14 protein-coding genes and 1 pseudogene are annotated in these 14,822 nt (G+C 60.0%); 10 read left to right on the top strand and 5 right to left on the bottom strand.

Annotation, left to right across the window (positions count from 1 at the left end):
- Positions 1 to 143 precede the first annotated feature (143 nt).
- A complete protein-coding gene (locus tag BM186_RS23010) occupies positions 144 to 503 on the bottom strand; it encodes a co-regulatory protein PtrA N-terminal domain-containing protein (RefSeq protein WP_003246763.1) in 360 nt (119 codons plus the stop codon).
- Between the two features lie 206 nt (positions 504 to 709).
- Here BM186_RS23010 and BM186_RS23005 point away from each other — a divergent pair, with 206 nt between their 5' ends.
- Positions 710 to 1,387 carry a heavy metal response regulator transcription factor gene (locus BM186_RS23005; protein WP_004374688.1) on the top strand — a complete coding sequence of 226 codons (678 nt, stop codon included), beginning with the start codon at positions 710 to 712 and terminating at the stop codon, positions 1,385 to 1,387.
- A gap of 2 nt (positions 1,388 to 1,389) precedes the next feature.
- Complete coding sequence (locus BM186_RS23000; protein WP_174892492.1) at positions 1,390 to 2,766, top strand: heavy metal sensor histidine kinase; 1,377 nt, start codon at positions 1,390 to 1,392, stop codon at positions 2,764 to 2,766.
- Between the two features lie 131 nt (positions 2,767 to 2,897).
- Here BM186_RS23000 and BM186_RS22995 read toward each other — a convergent pair.
- Positions 2,898 to 3,251, bottom strand: a pseudogene (locus tag BM186_RS22995) (type IIL restriction-modification enzyme MmeI); the annotation flags it as partial.
- A 157-nt stretch (positions 3,252 to 3,408) separates the two neighbouring features.
- Here BM186_RS22995 and BM186_RS27015 point away from each other — a divergent pair.
- Entirely contained in the window at positions 3,409 to 3,519 is a 111-nt protein-coding gene (locus tag BM186_RS27015; RefSeq protein WP_225850683.1) for a DUF4113 domain-containing protein, read from the top strand.
- Positions 3,520 to 3,522: 3 nt separating this feature from the next.
- On the opposite strand, the gene BM186_RS22985 is transcribed toward BM186_RS27015, so the two are convergent.
- From BM186_RS22985 to BM186_RS22975, 3 genes are all read right to left on the bottom strand, one after another.
- Positions 3,523 to 4,248, bottom strand: a complete 726-nt coding sequence (locus tag BM186_RS22985) for an inovirus Gp2 family protein (RefSeq protein WP_074918687.1) — start codon at positions 4,246 to 4,248, stop codon at positions 3,523 to 3,525.
- A 477-nt stretch (positions 4,249 to 4,725) separates the two neighbouring features.
- Positions 4,726 to 4,956, bottom strand: coding sequence for a helix-turn-helix transcriptional regulator (locus BM186_RS22980; RefSeq protein ID WP_034019465.1), 231 nt, complete (start codon positions 4,954 to 4,956; stop codon positions 4,726 to 4,728).
- A gap of 69 nt (positions 4,957 to 5,025) precedes the next feature.
- Positions 5,026 to 6,330, bottom strand: a complete 1,305-nt coding sequence (locus BM186_RS22975) for a hypothetical protein (RefSeq protein ID WP_034019463.1) — start codon at positions 6,328 to 6,330, stop codon at positions 5,026 to 5,028.
- 234 nt (positions 6,331 to 6,564) lie between these two features.
- Here BM186_RS22975 and BM186_RS22970 point away from each other — a divergent pair, with 234 nt between their 5' ends.
- The 7 genes from BM186_RS22970 to cheB all read left to right on the top strand — a co-directional run bounded on the left by BM186_RS22970 (position 6,565) and on the right by cheB (position 14,797).
- Entirely contained in the window at positions 6,565 to 7,239 is a 675-nt protein-coding gene (locus BM186_RS22970; RefSeq protein WP_034019461.1) for a hypothetical protein, read from the top strand.
- A gap of 239 nt (positions 7,240 to 7,478) precedes the next feature.
- Complete coding sequence (locus tag BM186_RS22965) at positions 7,479 to 9,110, top strand: methyl-accepting chemotaxis protein (protein ID WP_072424522.1); 1,632 nt, start codon at positions 7,479 to 7,481, stop codon at positions 9,108 to 9,110.
- Between the two features lie 2 nt (positions 9,111 to 9,112).
- Positions 9,113 to 9,607 (top strand): chemotaxis protein CheW, encoded by a 495-nt coding sequence (locus BM186_RS22960; protein WP_074918627.1) that lies wholly within the window; start codon positions 9,113 to 9,115, stop codon positions 9,605 to 9,607.
- 4 nt (positions 9,608 to 9,611) lie between these two features.
- On the top strand, positions 9,612 to 10,859 hold the full coding sequence (locus BM186_RS22955; protein WP_074918625.1) for a CheR family methyltransferase: 1,248 nt from the start codon (positions 9,612 to 9,614) through the stop codon (positions 10,857 to 10,859).
- A complete protein-coding gene (locus tag BM186_RS22950) occupies positions 10,852 to 11,535 on the top strand; it encodes a chemotaxis protein CheW (RefSeq protein WP_074918623.1) in 684 nt (227 codons plus the stop codon). The genes BM186_RS22955 and BM186_RS22950 overlap by 8 nt, the downstream gene beginning before the upstream one ends.
- Complete coding sequence (locus tag BM186_RS22945) at positions 11,532 to 13,796, top strand: hybrid sensor histidine kinase/response regulator (RefSeq protein ID WP_074918622.1); 2,265 nt, start codon at positions 11,532 to 11,534, stop codon at positions 13,794 to 13,796. The genes BM186_RS22950 and BM186_RS22945 overlap by 4 nt, the downstream gene beginning before the upstream one ends.
- The gene (cheB, locus tag BM186_RS22940; RefSeq protein WP_072424449.1) at positions 13,793 to 14,797 is read left to right on the top strand and encodes a chemotaxis response regulator protein-glutamate methylesterase; all 1,005 of its coding nucleotides are present in this window, start codon (positions 13,793 to 13,795) and stop codon (positions 14,795 to 14,797) included. The genes BM186_RS22945 and cheB overlap by 4 nt, the downstream gene beginning before the upstream one ends.
- Positions 14,798 to 14,822: the final 25 nt, after the last annotated feature.

Genomic DNA, 14,822 nt, shown 5'->3' with positions numbered 1-14,822 from the left:
GGAAATCTCATGCTATTCCCCGCTTGCTGCCAGGCCGCTGACCCCAAAACTACAATTGCGTCAGCTGGGAAAAAGCACGGCGCCATAAAGGCGCCGCTAGGCCAAAGGAGCAATCACGGAAGGCCTGGAAGATGGGAAAATCCTTATCGATGGCACTCTTTGTCGGCCATCATTAGCTTGTGCTCGCGGATCATTTGAGCCAGCACGTCGTCTACCAGCTTGTCATGCTTTTCCATCCAGGCCAGATGCTCTTCGGCAGACATGTTTGGCGCGGGATGTTCGTTGTGCAGCTGGCTCATGATGTCTTCGAGCATGTTCATATGCTCCTTCATGTGCACATGCCGCTCGCCGACCGGGGCCTTCTCCGCCTGGATCAGCACGGCTTCTGCTTTGTCGCGCATCTGCTGGATGCGCTCGAATACACGGTCGCTGCCCCCTTCGGCCCAAGCCATGGAAGACAGCAGTAGCGAACCAACCAGAAGCAAAGGTTTCAGCGATTTCATGGGCAGTCTCCATCAGTGCAAACTATGGCCGGCACCTCTGCTTTTGGTCTGTCGAGGGCCGAGAGCACAACCTAGTACTCATGCTTGCACCCTAGACAAGCCACCCTGTCAGTGAGCTGAAGTCAGAATTACATTTTCGTAAGCTTCTGGTTGGGGCCGCGGTTTGCCTGCAAACTCAGGCCACCCGACTTTTGGAGTCTGCACACATGAAACTACTGGTAGCTGAAGACGAACCCAAAACCGGTACGTACCTCCAGCAAGGTCTCACCGAGGCTGGGTTCAATGTCGACCGGGTTATGACCGGTACAGATGCCCTTCAGCATGCACTTAGCGAAGCCTATGACCTGCTAATTCTGGATGTAATGATGCCTGGGCTGGACGGTTGGGAAGTGCTGCGCATGTTGCGCGCAGCAGGAAAAGACGTCCCCGTACTGTTCTTGACGGCACGCGATGGTGTGGAAGACCGCGTAAAAGGGTTGGAGCTGGGTGCGGACGACTACCTGATCAAGCCATTTGCTTTCTCAGAGCTTCTGGCCAGGGTCAGAACGCTGTTGCGCAGAGGTAATGGTTCGCCGACGCAGACCACCATGAAAATTGCCGATCTGGAAGTCGATCTGATGAAGCGGCGTGCGATCCGTGGCGGGAAAAGAATTGACCTGACCGCGAAGGAGTTTTCACTGCTGGAACTGCTACTGCGCCGGCGCGGCGAGGTGCTCCCGAAGTCGCTGATTGCCTCTCAGGTTTGGGACATGAATTTCGACAGCGACACCAATGTCATTGAGGTTGCGGTACGCCGGCTACGCGCAAAAATCGATGACGATTTCGATCTCAAGCTGATTCATACCGCCCGCGGCATGGGATACATGATGGATGCTCCGGAGTGAATATGAAGCACCTTTCGCTGACCGCACGCATGAGCCTGATGTTCATGTCCGCGGTAATTGCAGTCCTGACGGTAGCAGGGCTGAGTTTCAATATGCTCAGCCAGCACCACTTCAAGATGCTGGATCGGCAGGCCCTGGTGGAGAAACTCGAATCCGCCAAACATATCCTCAACAATGCTCGCGGTGAAGCGAGCCTTTCGGAAGAATTACCGCAGTTGCGAGCTTTGCTGGGAGCCCATCAGGATCTGGCCGCCACTATCCTGGCCAGTGACGGTTCTGTACTGTTTTCCGACCCCAGAGCAGTCGAAGTACCTGAGCGTTTCAGACGTGCAAATGAGCAGAGCATGTGGGAGTGGCAGAACGGCCAACACATGTACCGTGGCATGACGGAGCAAATCTCGGTAGCCGATCAGGCTGAGCCGCTCACTGCGTTGCTGATTCTTGACGTCACCAATCACACACACTTTTTCGACACGCTGCAACGATGGTTTTGGATTGGATTGGTCATCAGCGCCCTGTTCAGTGCCGCACTCGGCTGGGTGGTTGCTCGCAGCGGCCTTAGGCCTCTGCGGCAAGTCACTCATGTGGCCTCCGGGATGTCCGCTCGCTCGTTACAGGAGCGAATCCCTCTCGAACCAGTGCCGCGGGAACTTAAGCAACTGGTTCTCTCCTTCAATGCGATGTTGGCTCGGCTAGAGGATACCTTCGTTAGGCTCTCCAATTTTTCGGCCGACATTGCCCACGAGCTACGAACTCCAGTCAGCAATCTGATGACCCACACCGAGGTCGTGCTGAGTAAAAAACGCGATATCAATGCCTATGAGGAGAATCTGTACTCCAACCTGGAGGACTTGAAGCGCATGTCTCGGATGATTGATGACATGCTGTTCTTGGCCAAGGCTGATAATGGCCTGATCATCCCCGAGCAGGCCAGGATCGAACTGGCTGACGTAGTCTTCAAGCTGTTTGACTACTACCACCTTCTGGCCGAAGAGCGCGGCATTGAGCTATCGCTCACAGGCAAAGGCCAAGTGCTGGGAGATCGGCTGATGCTTGATCGCGCGCTATCCAACTTGCTGTCCAATGCGCTGCGCTACACGCCGGCGGGACAGACAATTTCGGTTCTGATCCGCGAGACAGAGGACTCCACTACCTTCAGTATCGAGAACCCAGGGGACACAATCAGCTCAGAGCATCTAGAGAAGCTCTTCGACCGTTTTTACCGGGTTGACCCCGCTCGGCGGGAGGGCAGCCCGAGCAACGCCGGGCTCGGGCTTGCAATCACCCGATCCATCATTGAGGCTCACAAAGGCCGCATCTGGTGCACCTCAGCGGCTAGCCTCACGGGCTTTCACATCGAATTGCCCCATCCCAGATAATGCCGGTCTGGCGGTAAGTAGGCTACAGCTAACCGCTAGCCCAACTTGACAGGGTGGGTGCAGGTGCAACTCGACTGAGCGCAGATTGCATTCGCCATCCAGATAGGTAACGAGCGGTGAGCTGACACAAGAGGAAACTGCGGGTAGTCGCAGGCGACCGTCTCGCCGCTTTCCAGCTCCTCAGCTTCCAGCGTCTCGCCATCGGTAGCGAGCACATATTTAGCCTTGGCACGGGCCGTCGCGGGGCTGGCCTTCAGTGCCGCCAGGGTTTCGGTGACCTTGCCTGGCTCACACACAGCCAAATGGATATTGCTGGTCTGCAGTACGCCGCCCAGATCGGACTTATTGGTTGCACCCGAACGCAGGCGCTTGAGGGTGGTTTCCTTGTTACCGAAAGCCTGCAGGAAGGCATAAGGGAACTCGACCCGGTCAAACGGCTGGCTGGCCAGGTCGGTGATAGCTTGTTCGATTTCTACGGCGTTCATATAGGGCTGTTCCGATCACTGCTGCCAAGGCGGCACAGGGGGCCTTTAGGCCCACCATCCATGCAAAGTGCATGGATGATAAAGGAACGAGCATTGGCATGTGAAAATGATCCTGTGCCCCATGGAAGCTATCAAAAACTGCTGAGGACGTGGAACGCTGCAGCCAGGACGCATCGCCAAGCCAGTCGAGTGGGCTATGCGAAGAAAACTGCTATCCCCCGCCTACACCACTCGCTGGTCTGAGTTAATGGTCGCAAAGGCGAACTAGCCACTACCCTCGACTGGTACCGAATCCTCGCTGACGATCCCCGTAGGACTTGGTCGCTTTCTTACACAGGTAGCTGGCCCGGTGGAACAGATCCGGTAGCTCATCAACAAGAACCTTGTGTTCTGACCATGCAACCTTCCGCATACGGGGATGCCGATCTATCCGATACGTTGGATTGTCGGGGATATGTACCAGCCCGTCGACCTCATGCTTCGACAACCGCAGTGCACTGGCCCATGACTCTTCTATCCGGCTGATCATGTTGACCCTCTCTGAGCGCAGCAGCCCCAGGGTGTAATAGGCATCGCGGTTCAACAGGATCAGCAGGTGATAATGCTGCCGGCCTGCCTGACCTATTTCTCTCGACCAGACGTACCGTACTTTGCAGCCACGCGAATAGCCACGATCAGCCACTCGTTCCTGGTGGTACTGGATCTTCTTCGTAAACGATTCGAAGAATCGGCTGATGACCTGGTTCGTATAGGCGTAGTCAGGTAGCAGGACGCCTTGAGGCAAGTGGAGGTCAACTCTGAAGGCTAAGACCCTCGGATACTCAGCTAATGCCAGGTCTATGGTGCGCTTGAGATCGGACAGGTGCTCACGAATGAAAGGCCCCTTGTCACGCAACAAGCGGAAGCCCTCAAAGGTGTCGTCGTAGTGAAGATGCAGATTGGTATTGGCTGGATGACGAAGCGGGTAGCGTTGGATGGTGTCGGTATCGTTGAGCATGGTTATGACCTCTCGTTGGTGGAGTTTCATAACCTTTTGTCTACTGTGTACTTTTTAACCGCTACCTTGCTCGCCTGATCCGTTGGTTGGTCTCTCTGGACACGCTGTAGTGTTGGCCTCTCAGATGGTGGATCAGTGTCCGACTCCCTGTGTAGGTCAGTGAAGGTTGCTACTCGGTTAGGCGTGAACCCTTCGGGGGGTAATAGCTAGTAAAAGCATAATACCCGCACCGCAATTTCCTTCGCCGAGCTGCTCGGGCAAAGCCACCTCAATCGTCCCGCCATAGCGGCAATTTTTGCCGAGTTCGGATTTCGGAAATAAATCAAGCTGAAGAGGCCTGAGCCAGATATCGAAGAGGCTGTCGGGGCGGCGGGAGCGACACCGCCACGACTTGCCATGCGAGGCCGCACAGCCAGTGACTGAACGACGGCATAAGCGCCATGACCAGCCGAAGCTGATCATGGCGCAGGAGCGGTTCTAGCCGGCCATACTCAGGTGGCCAATCGGGCGCGTAGCAGCACCCTCAGCCTGGTCACGCTCCTCAATCCTGGCCAGGATCCAGTCGTGCACCTCGCTATCGACCCAGCCGACGCATCGGTCGCCCAACGATACCGGTTTCGGGAAGGTGCCTTCCGAGATGTACTTGTACAGGGTCGACCTAGACAGGCCAGTAGCAGTGATCACGTCTTGTAAGCGGAAAATTCGCATCAGCAGGGCTCCTCTGTATGTCCCAGAGGATCTGCGAGGGCCGTATAAAATGACCTGCCTGTTGCTCGCCTAGGGGGCCCTGGTCAAAAGCCTTACGTCATAGCGAAGGGCCGAGTCCAGCGCATCCTCACGGACATACGAGTCAACCCTCCCACCGCGTACGTCCCATACCCAAAGGCATATGTTGTTATCTCTCGGTGCGGGATGAACAACCAGCGACACAATGCTGAGGCCATCCTTTCTCACCGGAGCTGGAATGAGCCGAACCAGGTGGGGCTTGTATCCTGGCCAGACTTTCATACGGCGCAACCCCTTGTGGATGCTTTCCGCCCACCGGCAAGCCTCGGCCTGGAAACTTTCCCTCAAGCCTCCCCAACCAGCGTACGCAGTCCGATCAGAATTAACGGTCAACGGACCGCCCAGCTCTTCAGCAATCCTTTTGGAAATTTCCGCTTTCGCATCACCCAGGTCGCATTCTGGATCTGACCAAATAGCCGTCAGCAGATACGACGTATGGCTTGCCAGCTTGTGATAGAGCAGATCCAGCACATAAGGCTTTTGTCCTTGCTTTGGCTTCAGCGCATTTAGCGCCTCTGTCGTCGGCATTGCCGCGCCGAGTATGTCGTATCTGCCCGGCCCATGCGTTACGTATACCACTACCCCCCGTTCCCTCTGTCTCAAACGAAGCTGCGGGTGATCCAGGTTTAGGTAGTAGATGCTCGTTACCTTTGAGCCAACGAAGACCCCATGCGACAACCCCGGCATATAGCTCCTAACGAACCCCAAGCTCAAAAGACGCTTCAATTGATGCTTGATCGATAAGGTGTCGAGACCAGTCATAGCCCTGAGCCTAGGCCCTCCAAGCCCGGCCACTACACCGCACTCGTCAGCCTCACTGAGAAGGGCCGCTAATAAAACCCGGGTAGCAGCCCCCAACCGCCCCTTGGCACCAGGAGCTGCAGGCCGACCGTCTTTGCGTGTCGCAGTACGGGGTGGCTTTTCCTCATGCCCTGTCGATGCCGTCGTTTCACCGTCCCTAACTGCGTGAATCTCCGGTTCAAGAAAAAGACGAAGCATCAGCTCGCGATGAGTGAATTCTGGGTCTGCCTTGACGAGCACTCTAAGCAAGTTTTCTGAGGCTACGTAGCTGACATCAGGACGCCCAACCCTGCCGTCCTGCTTGCACTTCTTCAGAAGCCCAGCCCTGACCAGCTCTTGCGAAGCATCCCAGACAAACCTTTCCGTCAGACAGAGTTGCTTCGCTACAGGCTTGATCTTGTAAGGCACGTCCAGACTGACGTCATTCCGACAAACAAAAGCCTGCAAAAAAAACCGTGCCTCTGCATCTGCTTCTATATCTGATAGAGCTATCATGGCCGTAAAAATCTTAATCCAAAAATAGAAATTGAGATTTTATACCCTATTTTATCAGAACAGTTAATTCAGTTAACAAGACCGTTAACGATGCATTTAACATGCTAATTAACAAATCAGTTAACACCTCATAATTCACATCAGCTAACACATCAGTTATCTTTTCTGTTAACAGGCTTGGCATAGCGAGCGCCCACGGCATGGTGGTGGAGCTCAGTAAGAGGAGAGAGGTGGATGGCGAGGACTGAAGGCAAGCCGAGCTGGCTCAATGAGGATGATCATGAAGAGTGGCAGTGGGCCGCGAACTATCTGTCCAAACACTGCCCTGATCGACTCAAGGACAAGCTCAGCCTGATGGCCGCGACGATTTTCAGCTCGCTTGTCAGATCGATCCATGCCCTAGAAAAAGAGGCCGAAGGCGTAAAGCTCATTCAGCGACTGAGAAATGCCATCCGGCAACGGCGCTATCGAGCGACAGAGGGTGGCCGGCAGACGTGCTCCTTCACCCTCCCCAAAGCAACCAAGGCAAAGCTCAAGACCTTGGCAAAAAGACACAAAATTACTGAAACAGGCGTGATTGAAAGCCTGATCGAGGTAGCCTCTAAACAGGTTTCCATTAACAAAGAGGAAGCCAGGCACGAATCTCAGGCAATGAAAGCCATACGCAACGCACGCAAGCTTGAACAAGAGTTAGCCAAGATCCGCATTGATGAAACCTGGAAGCAGCTGCGCCATTGCATAAAACAGCTTGCGCAGTGGGAGGCCTACCTAAAGGAAACACTCCCTGCGCTATCCCCCGAGGAAGAAGCCGCTGCAACGCCTCTTGCAGAGGAACACCTGCGTGTAATCCAAGAGGCCATCGACGCCGCCGTATTCAAGCATAGAGAGATGAGCCCAAGAGCCATCTGAAATCATCGCCCCAGGGCAGCGACCCACCAGAGTGTGGGTCAAAGTGTGGGTCAAAGTAATTTATAAATATAAAATCTTATAAAATCAATGAGATACAACAATAATACACCGGCCACAAGCCGGCTTTTTTATTGCCTTTCGCCAGGCAACCGGTACACATTCGTTACACCCAGGCAAAACGGCGACATGCCGGTGTGCTGTAATCGATGAGCAAAACTGACCTGCCAGGCCCAATGGACATGATGAACCTGACCGTACGCAATCGAATCATTGTCAGCTTTCTGCTGATCATCGCCATTCTGGTTCTGCTGGCTGGCGCCTCTTATGCTCGCCTGGTGCAGATCGAGAGCGAGGCCGACGACATGCTCAACGACTCGGTACCGGGCGCCTACTACATCAGCAAGGTACAGGGTGAATGGGCCAGGCACATGCTGGAAACACGGCGCCTGTTGCTCAATATCATGGGCAATGCCGAGACGGACGCTCTGGCCAATCATGCCGAGCAGTTCGCCATGATCGAGGACCGTCTCAATGAGTTGCTTGGCCGCTACAAGGCCTCCGTCAGCGACGTCGATGAGCAGGCGCTGTCTGATCGCTTCAACCAGTTACACCAGCAGTATCTGCGAACCCATGAGCAACTGATCGAACAATTGCAGCAAAGCAGCCCGCAACAGGCCCGCCAGTTTGCATCCGAGAAGCTGTTCCCGCTCTGGGACCAGGCACAGAGTTCGCTGGATGCATTGATCGACCGTAATCGCCAGCTATCCGAACAGGCAGCCAGTGTGATCCGCGATGAGGTTCGCGTGCTGGAGTTCGCTCTGCTGATGGCCATTCTGCTGGCAGCCCTGGTCGCGGCGATCTGCGGCTGGCTGTTGATGCGCGCCATTACCCAACCTGTAGAACGCATCGTCGCCACCCTCAAATCCCTGGAAAGCGGCGACCTGTCGGTGAAGCTCGACCTGCACCGACGCGACGAATTCAACGCCATCGAGCTGGGCTTCAACAGCATGGTCGGCGAGCTCAAGAACCTGGTCGGCAACGCCCAGCGCTCGGCGGTGCAGATGACCACCTCGGTCACCGAGATCGCCGCCACCTCGCGCCAGCAGCAGGCCACGGCCACCGAGACCGCCGCCACCACCACTGAAATCGGCGCCACTTCACGGGAGATCGCCGCGACTTCGCGCGATCTGGTCCGCACCATGGGCGAGGTATCGGACAACGCCGAGCAGACCTCGATTCTCGCCGGCACCGGCCAGCTCGGCCTGGCCCGCATGGAAGAAATCATGCATCAGGTGATGGGCGCGGCCGACGTGGTCAACGGCAAGCTGTCGATCCTCAACGAGAAGGCCGGCAACATCACCCAGGTGGTGACCACCATCGTCAAGGTGGCGGATCAGACCAACCTGCTGTCGCTCAACGCCGCGATCGAGGCGGAAAAAGCCGGCGAGTACGGCAAGGGCTTCGCCGTGGTGGCCGTGGAAGTGCGCCGCCTGGCCGACCAGACTGCCGTGGCCACCTACGACATCGAGCAGATGGTGCGCGAGATCCAGTCCGCGGTATCCGCCGGCGTGATGGGCATGGACAAGTTCTCCGAGGAAGTGCGCCGCGGCATCGGCGAGATGGCGCAGATGGGCGACCAGCTCAGCCAGATCATCCAGCAGGTGCAGGCCCTGGCGCCGCGCATCCAGATGGTCAACGAAGGCATGCAGGCGCAGTCCACCGGCGCCGAACAGATCAACCAGGCGCTGGTGCAGCTCGGCGAAGCCAGCAGCCAGACCGTCGACTCGCTGCGCCAGGCTGGCGCCGCCATCGATGAACTCAATCAGGTGGCCAACAACCTGCGCGTTGGCGTCAGCCGCTTCAAGGTCTGAACATGCCGGCTTCCAGCAAAGCAGCAGCCGGCGAACTGCACCTGCAGTTTCAGCTCGGTAACGATCGCTACGCCCTGCCCGCCAGCCAGGTGGTCGAAGTGCTGCCGCTGCGCCGCCTGAAACAGGTGCCCGAAGCACCACAGTGGGTGGCCGGGCTGTTCGAGCATCGCGGCCGGATGACCCCGGTGATCGATCTCAGCCGCCGCGTGCTGGGTCGCCCCGCCCTGCCCCGCAGCAGTACGCGGCTGGTGCTGGTGCGCTTCGACATGCAACAGGGTGAGCAAGCGACGGTGCTCGGCCTCATCCTGGAGCAGGCCACCGACACCCTGCGCCTGCCCAGCGGCGCATTCCAGGCCAGCGGCCTGGAAGCCGGTCAGGCCGATTACCTGGGGCCGCTGCAACGCGATGCCCGCGGCATGATCCAGCGCATCGAGGTCGCCGGGCTGCTCGACGACGAGGTACGCGCCTTGCTGTTCCAACCTGCGGAACAGGGCTGACGGCATGATCGAGCATATCGAGCGCCTGCTGAAAAGCCGCATCGGCCTGGAAGCCGAATCGGTCGGCCGCACGGTGATCGAACGCGCCGTACGTCAGCGCATGAGCGCCCTCGGCCAGCAGAACCTGGAAGGCTACTGGACCACTCTCGGTGGTTCGCCGCGCGAGCAGCAGGCGCTGGTGGAAGCCGTGGTGGTGCCGGAAACCTGGTTCTTCCGCTACCCGGAATCGTTCAACGCACTGGCCAGCCTGGCCCAGGAACGCCACGCCCAACTGCACGGCGGCCGGCCGCTGCGCCTGATCAGCCTGCCCTGCTCCAGCGGTGAAGAGCCCTACTCCATCGCCATGACCTTGCTCGATGCCGGCTTTGCCGCCGAACAGTTTCAGATCGAGGCACTGGACGTCAGCGACAAGGTGCTGGAACAGGCACGCAAGGGCCTCTACGGGCGCAACTCGTTCCGCGGCGATGCCCTGGCCTTTCGCGATCGTTTTTTCCATGAGCAGGATGCCGGAGGCTTTCTCCTCGACGAGCGGGTGCGCACCTGCGTCAGGTTGCGCACCGGCAACCTGCTCGACCCCAGCCTGTTCGTCGGCGAACCCAGCTACGACTTCATCTTCTGCCGCAACCTGCTGATCTATTTCGACCGCCCGACCCAGGTGCGCGTGCTGGAACTGCTCAAGCGCCAGTTGCAGGAAGGCGGCACGCTGTTCATCGGCCCGGCCGAGGCTAGCCTGGCCAGCCAGAACGGTTTGCAGGCGCTGGGCCGACAGCAGACCTTCGCCTTTCGCATGGCCCCGGCCCAGCCAGTAATGAACGTGCCGACGCGGGTACCCGCCAGCCGCACGCGCCCAGCCGCGGCGATACCAACGCGCGCCATCCAGCCGAACAGGCCACGCCCCGCAAGCAGAACGCTGAGCGCTGCGGCGCCACAGGTGCAGGCAGTGGATATCTGGAGCGAAGTCGCCAACCTGGCCAACGCCGGCCGTATCGACGAGGCACGCCAGCGCAGCGAGCAGCATTTGCAACACAACGGCCCCAGCGCCGCCGCTTATTACTGGTTGGGCCTGCTCTGCGATGCGGCAGGTAAGGGTGACCAGGCCTGCGCCTACTACCGCAAGGCGATCTATCTCGAACCGCAGCACCGCGAGGCGCTCACCCATCTGGCCGCACACCTGGAAGCGCAGGGCGACCAGAGTGGTGCCCAGCGCCTGTATCGCCGTGCGCAGAACCCCGAGGTAGGCGAACGTGACTGATCAGAACCTGCTGCACAGCCAGGCTGCCGTGGACGATTGCTGGAATCGCATCGGCGTATTCGGCGACAAGAGCTGCCCGCTGCTGGAGCGGCATATTCACTGTCGCAACTGCGAGGTTTACGGCGCAGCGGCCATCGCCCTGCTCGACCGCTATGGCAGCGCCCTGGAGCGTGGCGATGACGACTACGGCCAAGGCGAGAGCGAGGAGACGCAGGGCGCACAACGCTCACTGCTGATCTTCCGCCTTGGCGAACAATGGCTGGCCATCGCCACGCGCTGCCTGGCCGAGGTGATGCCGGTCTCACCGATTCACGTACTGCCACACCGCAACAGCCATGGCCTGCTGGGCGTGACCAACGTACGCGGTACCCTGGTGGCCTGCCTGTCGCTGGCCGAATTACTCGGCCTCGACACGCAGCAGGATGCGCGCCGTGGCGAGCGCCGGGTGATCCCGCGCATGCTGATTCTGGAGAGCGACAGCGGCCCGCTGGTGACGCCGGTGGATGAGGTCAGCGGCATCCAGCGCATCCCTGTGGCACGCATCAGCAGCGTCAAACATGACGACAAGCGCGCCATCAGCCGTTTCACTGCGGGCGTCCTGCAATGGCAGGAACAGAGCATTACCCTGCTCGACGACGAACAGTTGCTGCAAACCATGATCGGGAGCCTCGCGTGACACCGGACCAGATGAGGGATGCATCGCTGCTCGACCTGTTCCGGCTGGAGGCCGAGGCGCAGAAGCAGGTGCTCGACACCGGCCTGCTGATTCTCGAGCGCGACCCGGCCAACGCCAGCCAGCTGGAAGCCTGCATGCGCGCCGCGCACTCGCTCAAGGGCGCAGCGCGTATCGTTGGCCTGGACAATGGCGTGCAGGTCGCCCACGCCATGGAGGACCTGCTGGTCGCTGCCCAGGAAGGCCTGCTGCGGCTGCTGCCCGATCATATCGACGCCCTGCTGCAAGGCTCCGACCTGCTCCTGCGCATCGGTCAGGCGCAGCAGGACGCCGAGCTGGAAGCGCGGGTGGAAACCGTCACCACGCGCCTGCAGGTACTGCTTGGCAACGCCGTGCCGGCACTGCGCGTGCAACCTGGCGACAGCGCCACGTTTGTCGCCGAAGCCAAACCGGCCAGCCTGCCCGAAACGTTCATGGCAACCAGCCCGCAGCCAGCCGAGCCGGTGGCCGACGAACGCATCAGTCGCGTATTGCGGGTGTCGGCCGAGCGCTTCGATCACCTGATCGACCTGTCCGGCAAATCGCTGGTGGAGTTCCAGCGCACCAAGCCGCTGAACGATTCGCTGCATCGCCTCAAACGCCAGCAGGAGTCAGCGCGGCGTACCCTGGAGACATTGCGCGAGCACCTGCTCGGCACCGAGCTGGACGCCACCGCGCAGGCGCTGTTCACCGAAAGCCGCAACCTGCTGATCGAATGCCAGCAACATCTCCAGGCTCATCAGGAACTGTTCGACGACTTCGTCTGGTACGGCGGGCAACGCACGCAGCAGCTGTACGACCTGGCCCTGGCCTCGCGCATGCGTCCGTTCGCCGATGTGTTGACCGGGCAGACGCGCATGTTGCGCGATCTTGGCCGCTCACTGGGCAAGCAGGTGCGTCTGGAAATCGAAGGCGAGAATACCCAGGTCGACCGCGACGTGCTGGAGCGCCTGGAAGCACCACTGACGCATTTGCTGCGCAACGCCGTCGACCACGGCATCGAGCCACCGGCGCTGCGCGCCCGCAAGGGCAAACCGGAAGAAGGCGTGGTGCAGCTGCGCGCCCGTCATCATGCCGGCATGCTGGTGCTGGAAGTCAGCGACGACGGCGCCGGCATCGACCTCGAGCGCGTCGCCCAGGCGGTGGTCAAACGGCGTTTCGCCACCGCCGAGCAGGTCGAGCAGATGACCGAGGAAGAGCTGCTGGCCTTCCTCTTCCTGCCTGGTTTCAGCATGAGCCAGCAGGTCACCGAAGTATCCGGTCGCGGTGTCGGCCTAGACGTGGTGCAGCACGAGATTCGCCGCATGCGCGGCAACGTGCGTCTGCTGCAGCGCCCGGATCAGGGCTGCCTGTTCCACCTCGAACTGCCGCTGACCCTCTCGGTGGTGCGCGCCCTGGTGGTGACCATCGGCGGCGAGGCCTATGCCTTCCCGCTGGCGCAGATAGAACGCATGCTGCGCCTGCCGCGCAGCGCCATCGTCCAGCTCGAGGGGCGCCAGCACTTCTGGCTGGAGGACGAGCACGTCGGCCTGATCTCCGCTGCACAGCTGCTGCAATGCAATGAAAAACAGGGCGACGATGACAGCATTGCCATCGTGCTGATTCGCGACCGCGAGCAGTATCACGGCCTGGCGGTCGAAGCCTTCCTCGGCGAGTTCACCCTGGTGCTGATGCCGCTCGATGGGCGCCTGGGCAAGGTGCGCGACGTCGCGGCCGGCGCCCTGCTGCACGACGGCACGCCGGTGCTGATCCTCGACGTCGACGACCTGCTCAACTCGGTGGGCAAATTGCTCGGCACCGGTCACCTGGAGCGTGTCGACCATGCCAGCCATGCGCGCCAGGCGGTCAGCAAGCGTGTGCTGGTGGTGGATGACTCGCTTACCGTACGCGAGCTGGAGCGCAAGCTGCTGCTCAGCCGTGGCTATCAGGTGTCTGTCGCCGTGGATGGTATGGACGGCTGGAACGCCCTGCGCGCCGAGACCTTCGATCTGCTGATCACCGATATCGACATGCCGCGCATGGACGGCATCGAACTGGTCACGCAAGTGCGCCAGGACCCACGCCTGCGCTCGCTGCCAGTGATGGTGGTGTCATACAAGGACCGTGAAGAGGATCGCCGCCGCGGCCTGGAGGCCGGCGCCGATTATTACCTGGCCAAGGCCAGCTTCCATGACGAAGCACTGCTGGATGCCGTGCAAACCCTGATCGGTGAGGCCCGCGAATGAGGATCGCCATTGCCAACGACATGCCCCTGGCGGTCGAAGCCCTGCGCCGTGCGCTGGCGGCAGAACCCGAATACCAGCTGATCTGGGTAGCCGGCAACGGCGAGGAGGCGGTCAGCCGCTGCCGCGACGACCTGCCCGACCTGCTGCTGATGGACATGCTTATGCCCGGCATGGACGGCGTGGAGGCGACCCGACGAATCATGCATGACACGCCCTGCGCCATTCTCATCGTCACCTCGGACGTCGAACGCAACATGTCGCGGGTGTTCGACGCCATGGGTGCCGGCGCACTGGATGTGGTCGCCGCGCCGTCGCTTGGCCCGCAACAGGTACTCGATGCCGCGACGGTAAGGCGCAAGATCCACAACATCGCCTGGATGATCGGCCACAAGACCTCGCGCTCGGTCAAACCGACGCCGGTGCGCAGCACCGAGAACCGCGGCAAGCGCCTGGTGGCCATCGGCGCATCGGCTGGCGGCCCGGCTTCGCTGGTGGAGCTGCTGCGGCAGATACCGCCGGATTTTCCCGCCAGCATCGTGCTGGTGCAGCATGTCGACGAAGTCTTCGCAGCCGGCATGGCCCAGTGGCTCGGCAGTGAATCGCACATGCCGGTGCGCCTGGCCCGGGAAGGCGAAGTGCTGCAACCGGCCACCGTGCTCCTGGCCGGCACCAACAATCACCTGTACCTGGCACCGGAGGGGCGCCTGGTGTACCGACGCGAGCCGGCCGATCAGGTCTACCGGCCCTCTATCGATGTATTCTTCGAGAGCGTGGCCACCTACTGGCGAGGTGATGCAATTGGCGTGCTGCTGACGGGTATGGGGCGCGATGGCGCCAGGGGCCTGAAGCTGATGCGCGAACGCGGCTTTCATACCATCGCCCAGGACCAGGCCAGCAGCGCCGTCTACGGTATGCCCAAGGCCGCTGTGGCGTTGGGCGCCGCAGCAGAAGTGCTGCCTCTGGACAGAATTGCGGCGCGCCTGCTCGAGCGCCTGGGCTAAGAACGCCAACCCGCGGCCAAAGCAG

This window comes from Ectopseudomonas toyotomiensis, from assembly GCF_900115695.1.
GTDB classification, from domain to species: Bacteria; Pseudomonadota; Gammaproteobacteria; order Pseudomonadales; family Pseudomonadaceae; genus Aquipseudomonas; species Aquipseudomonas toyotomiensis.
Note: the sequence above shows the minus strand (reverse complement) of the source record. Positions and strands in the feature narration are given on the sequence as shown.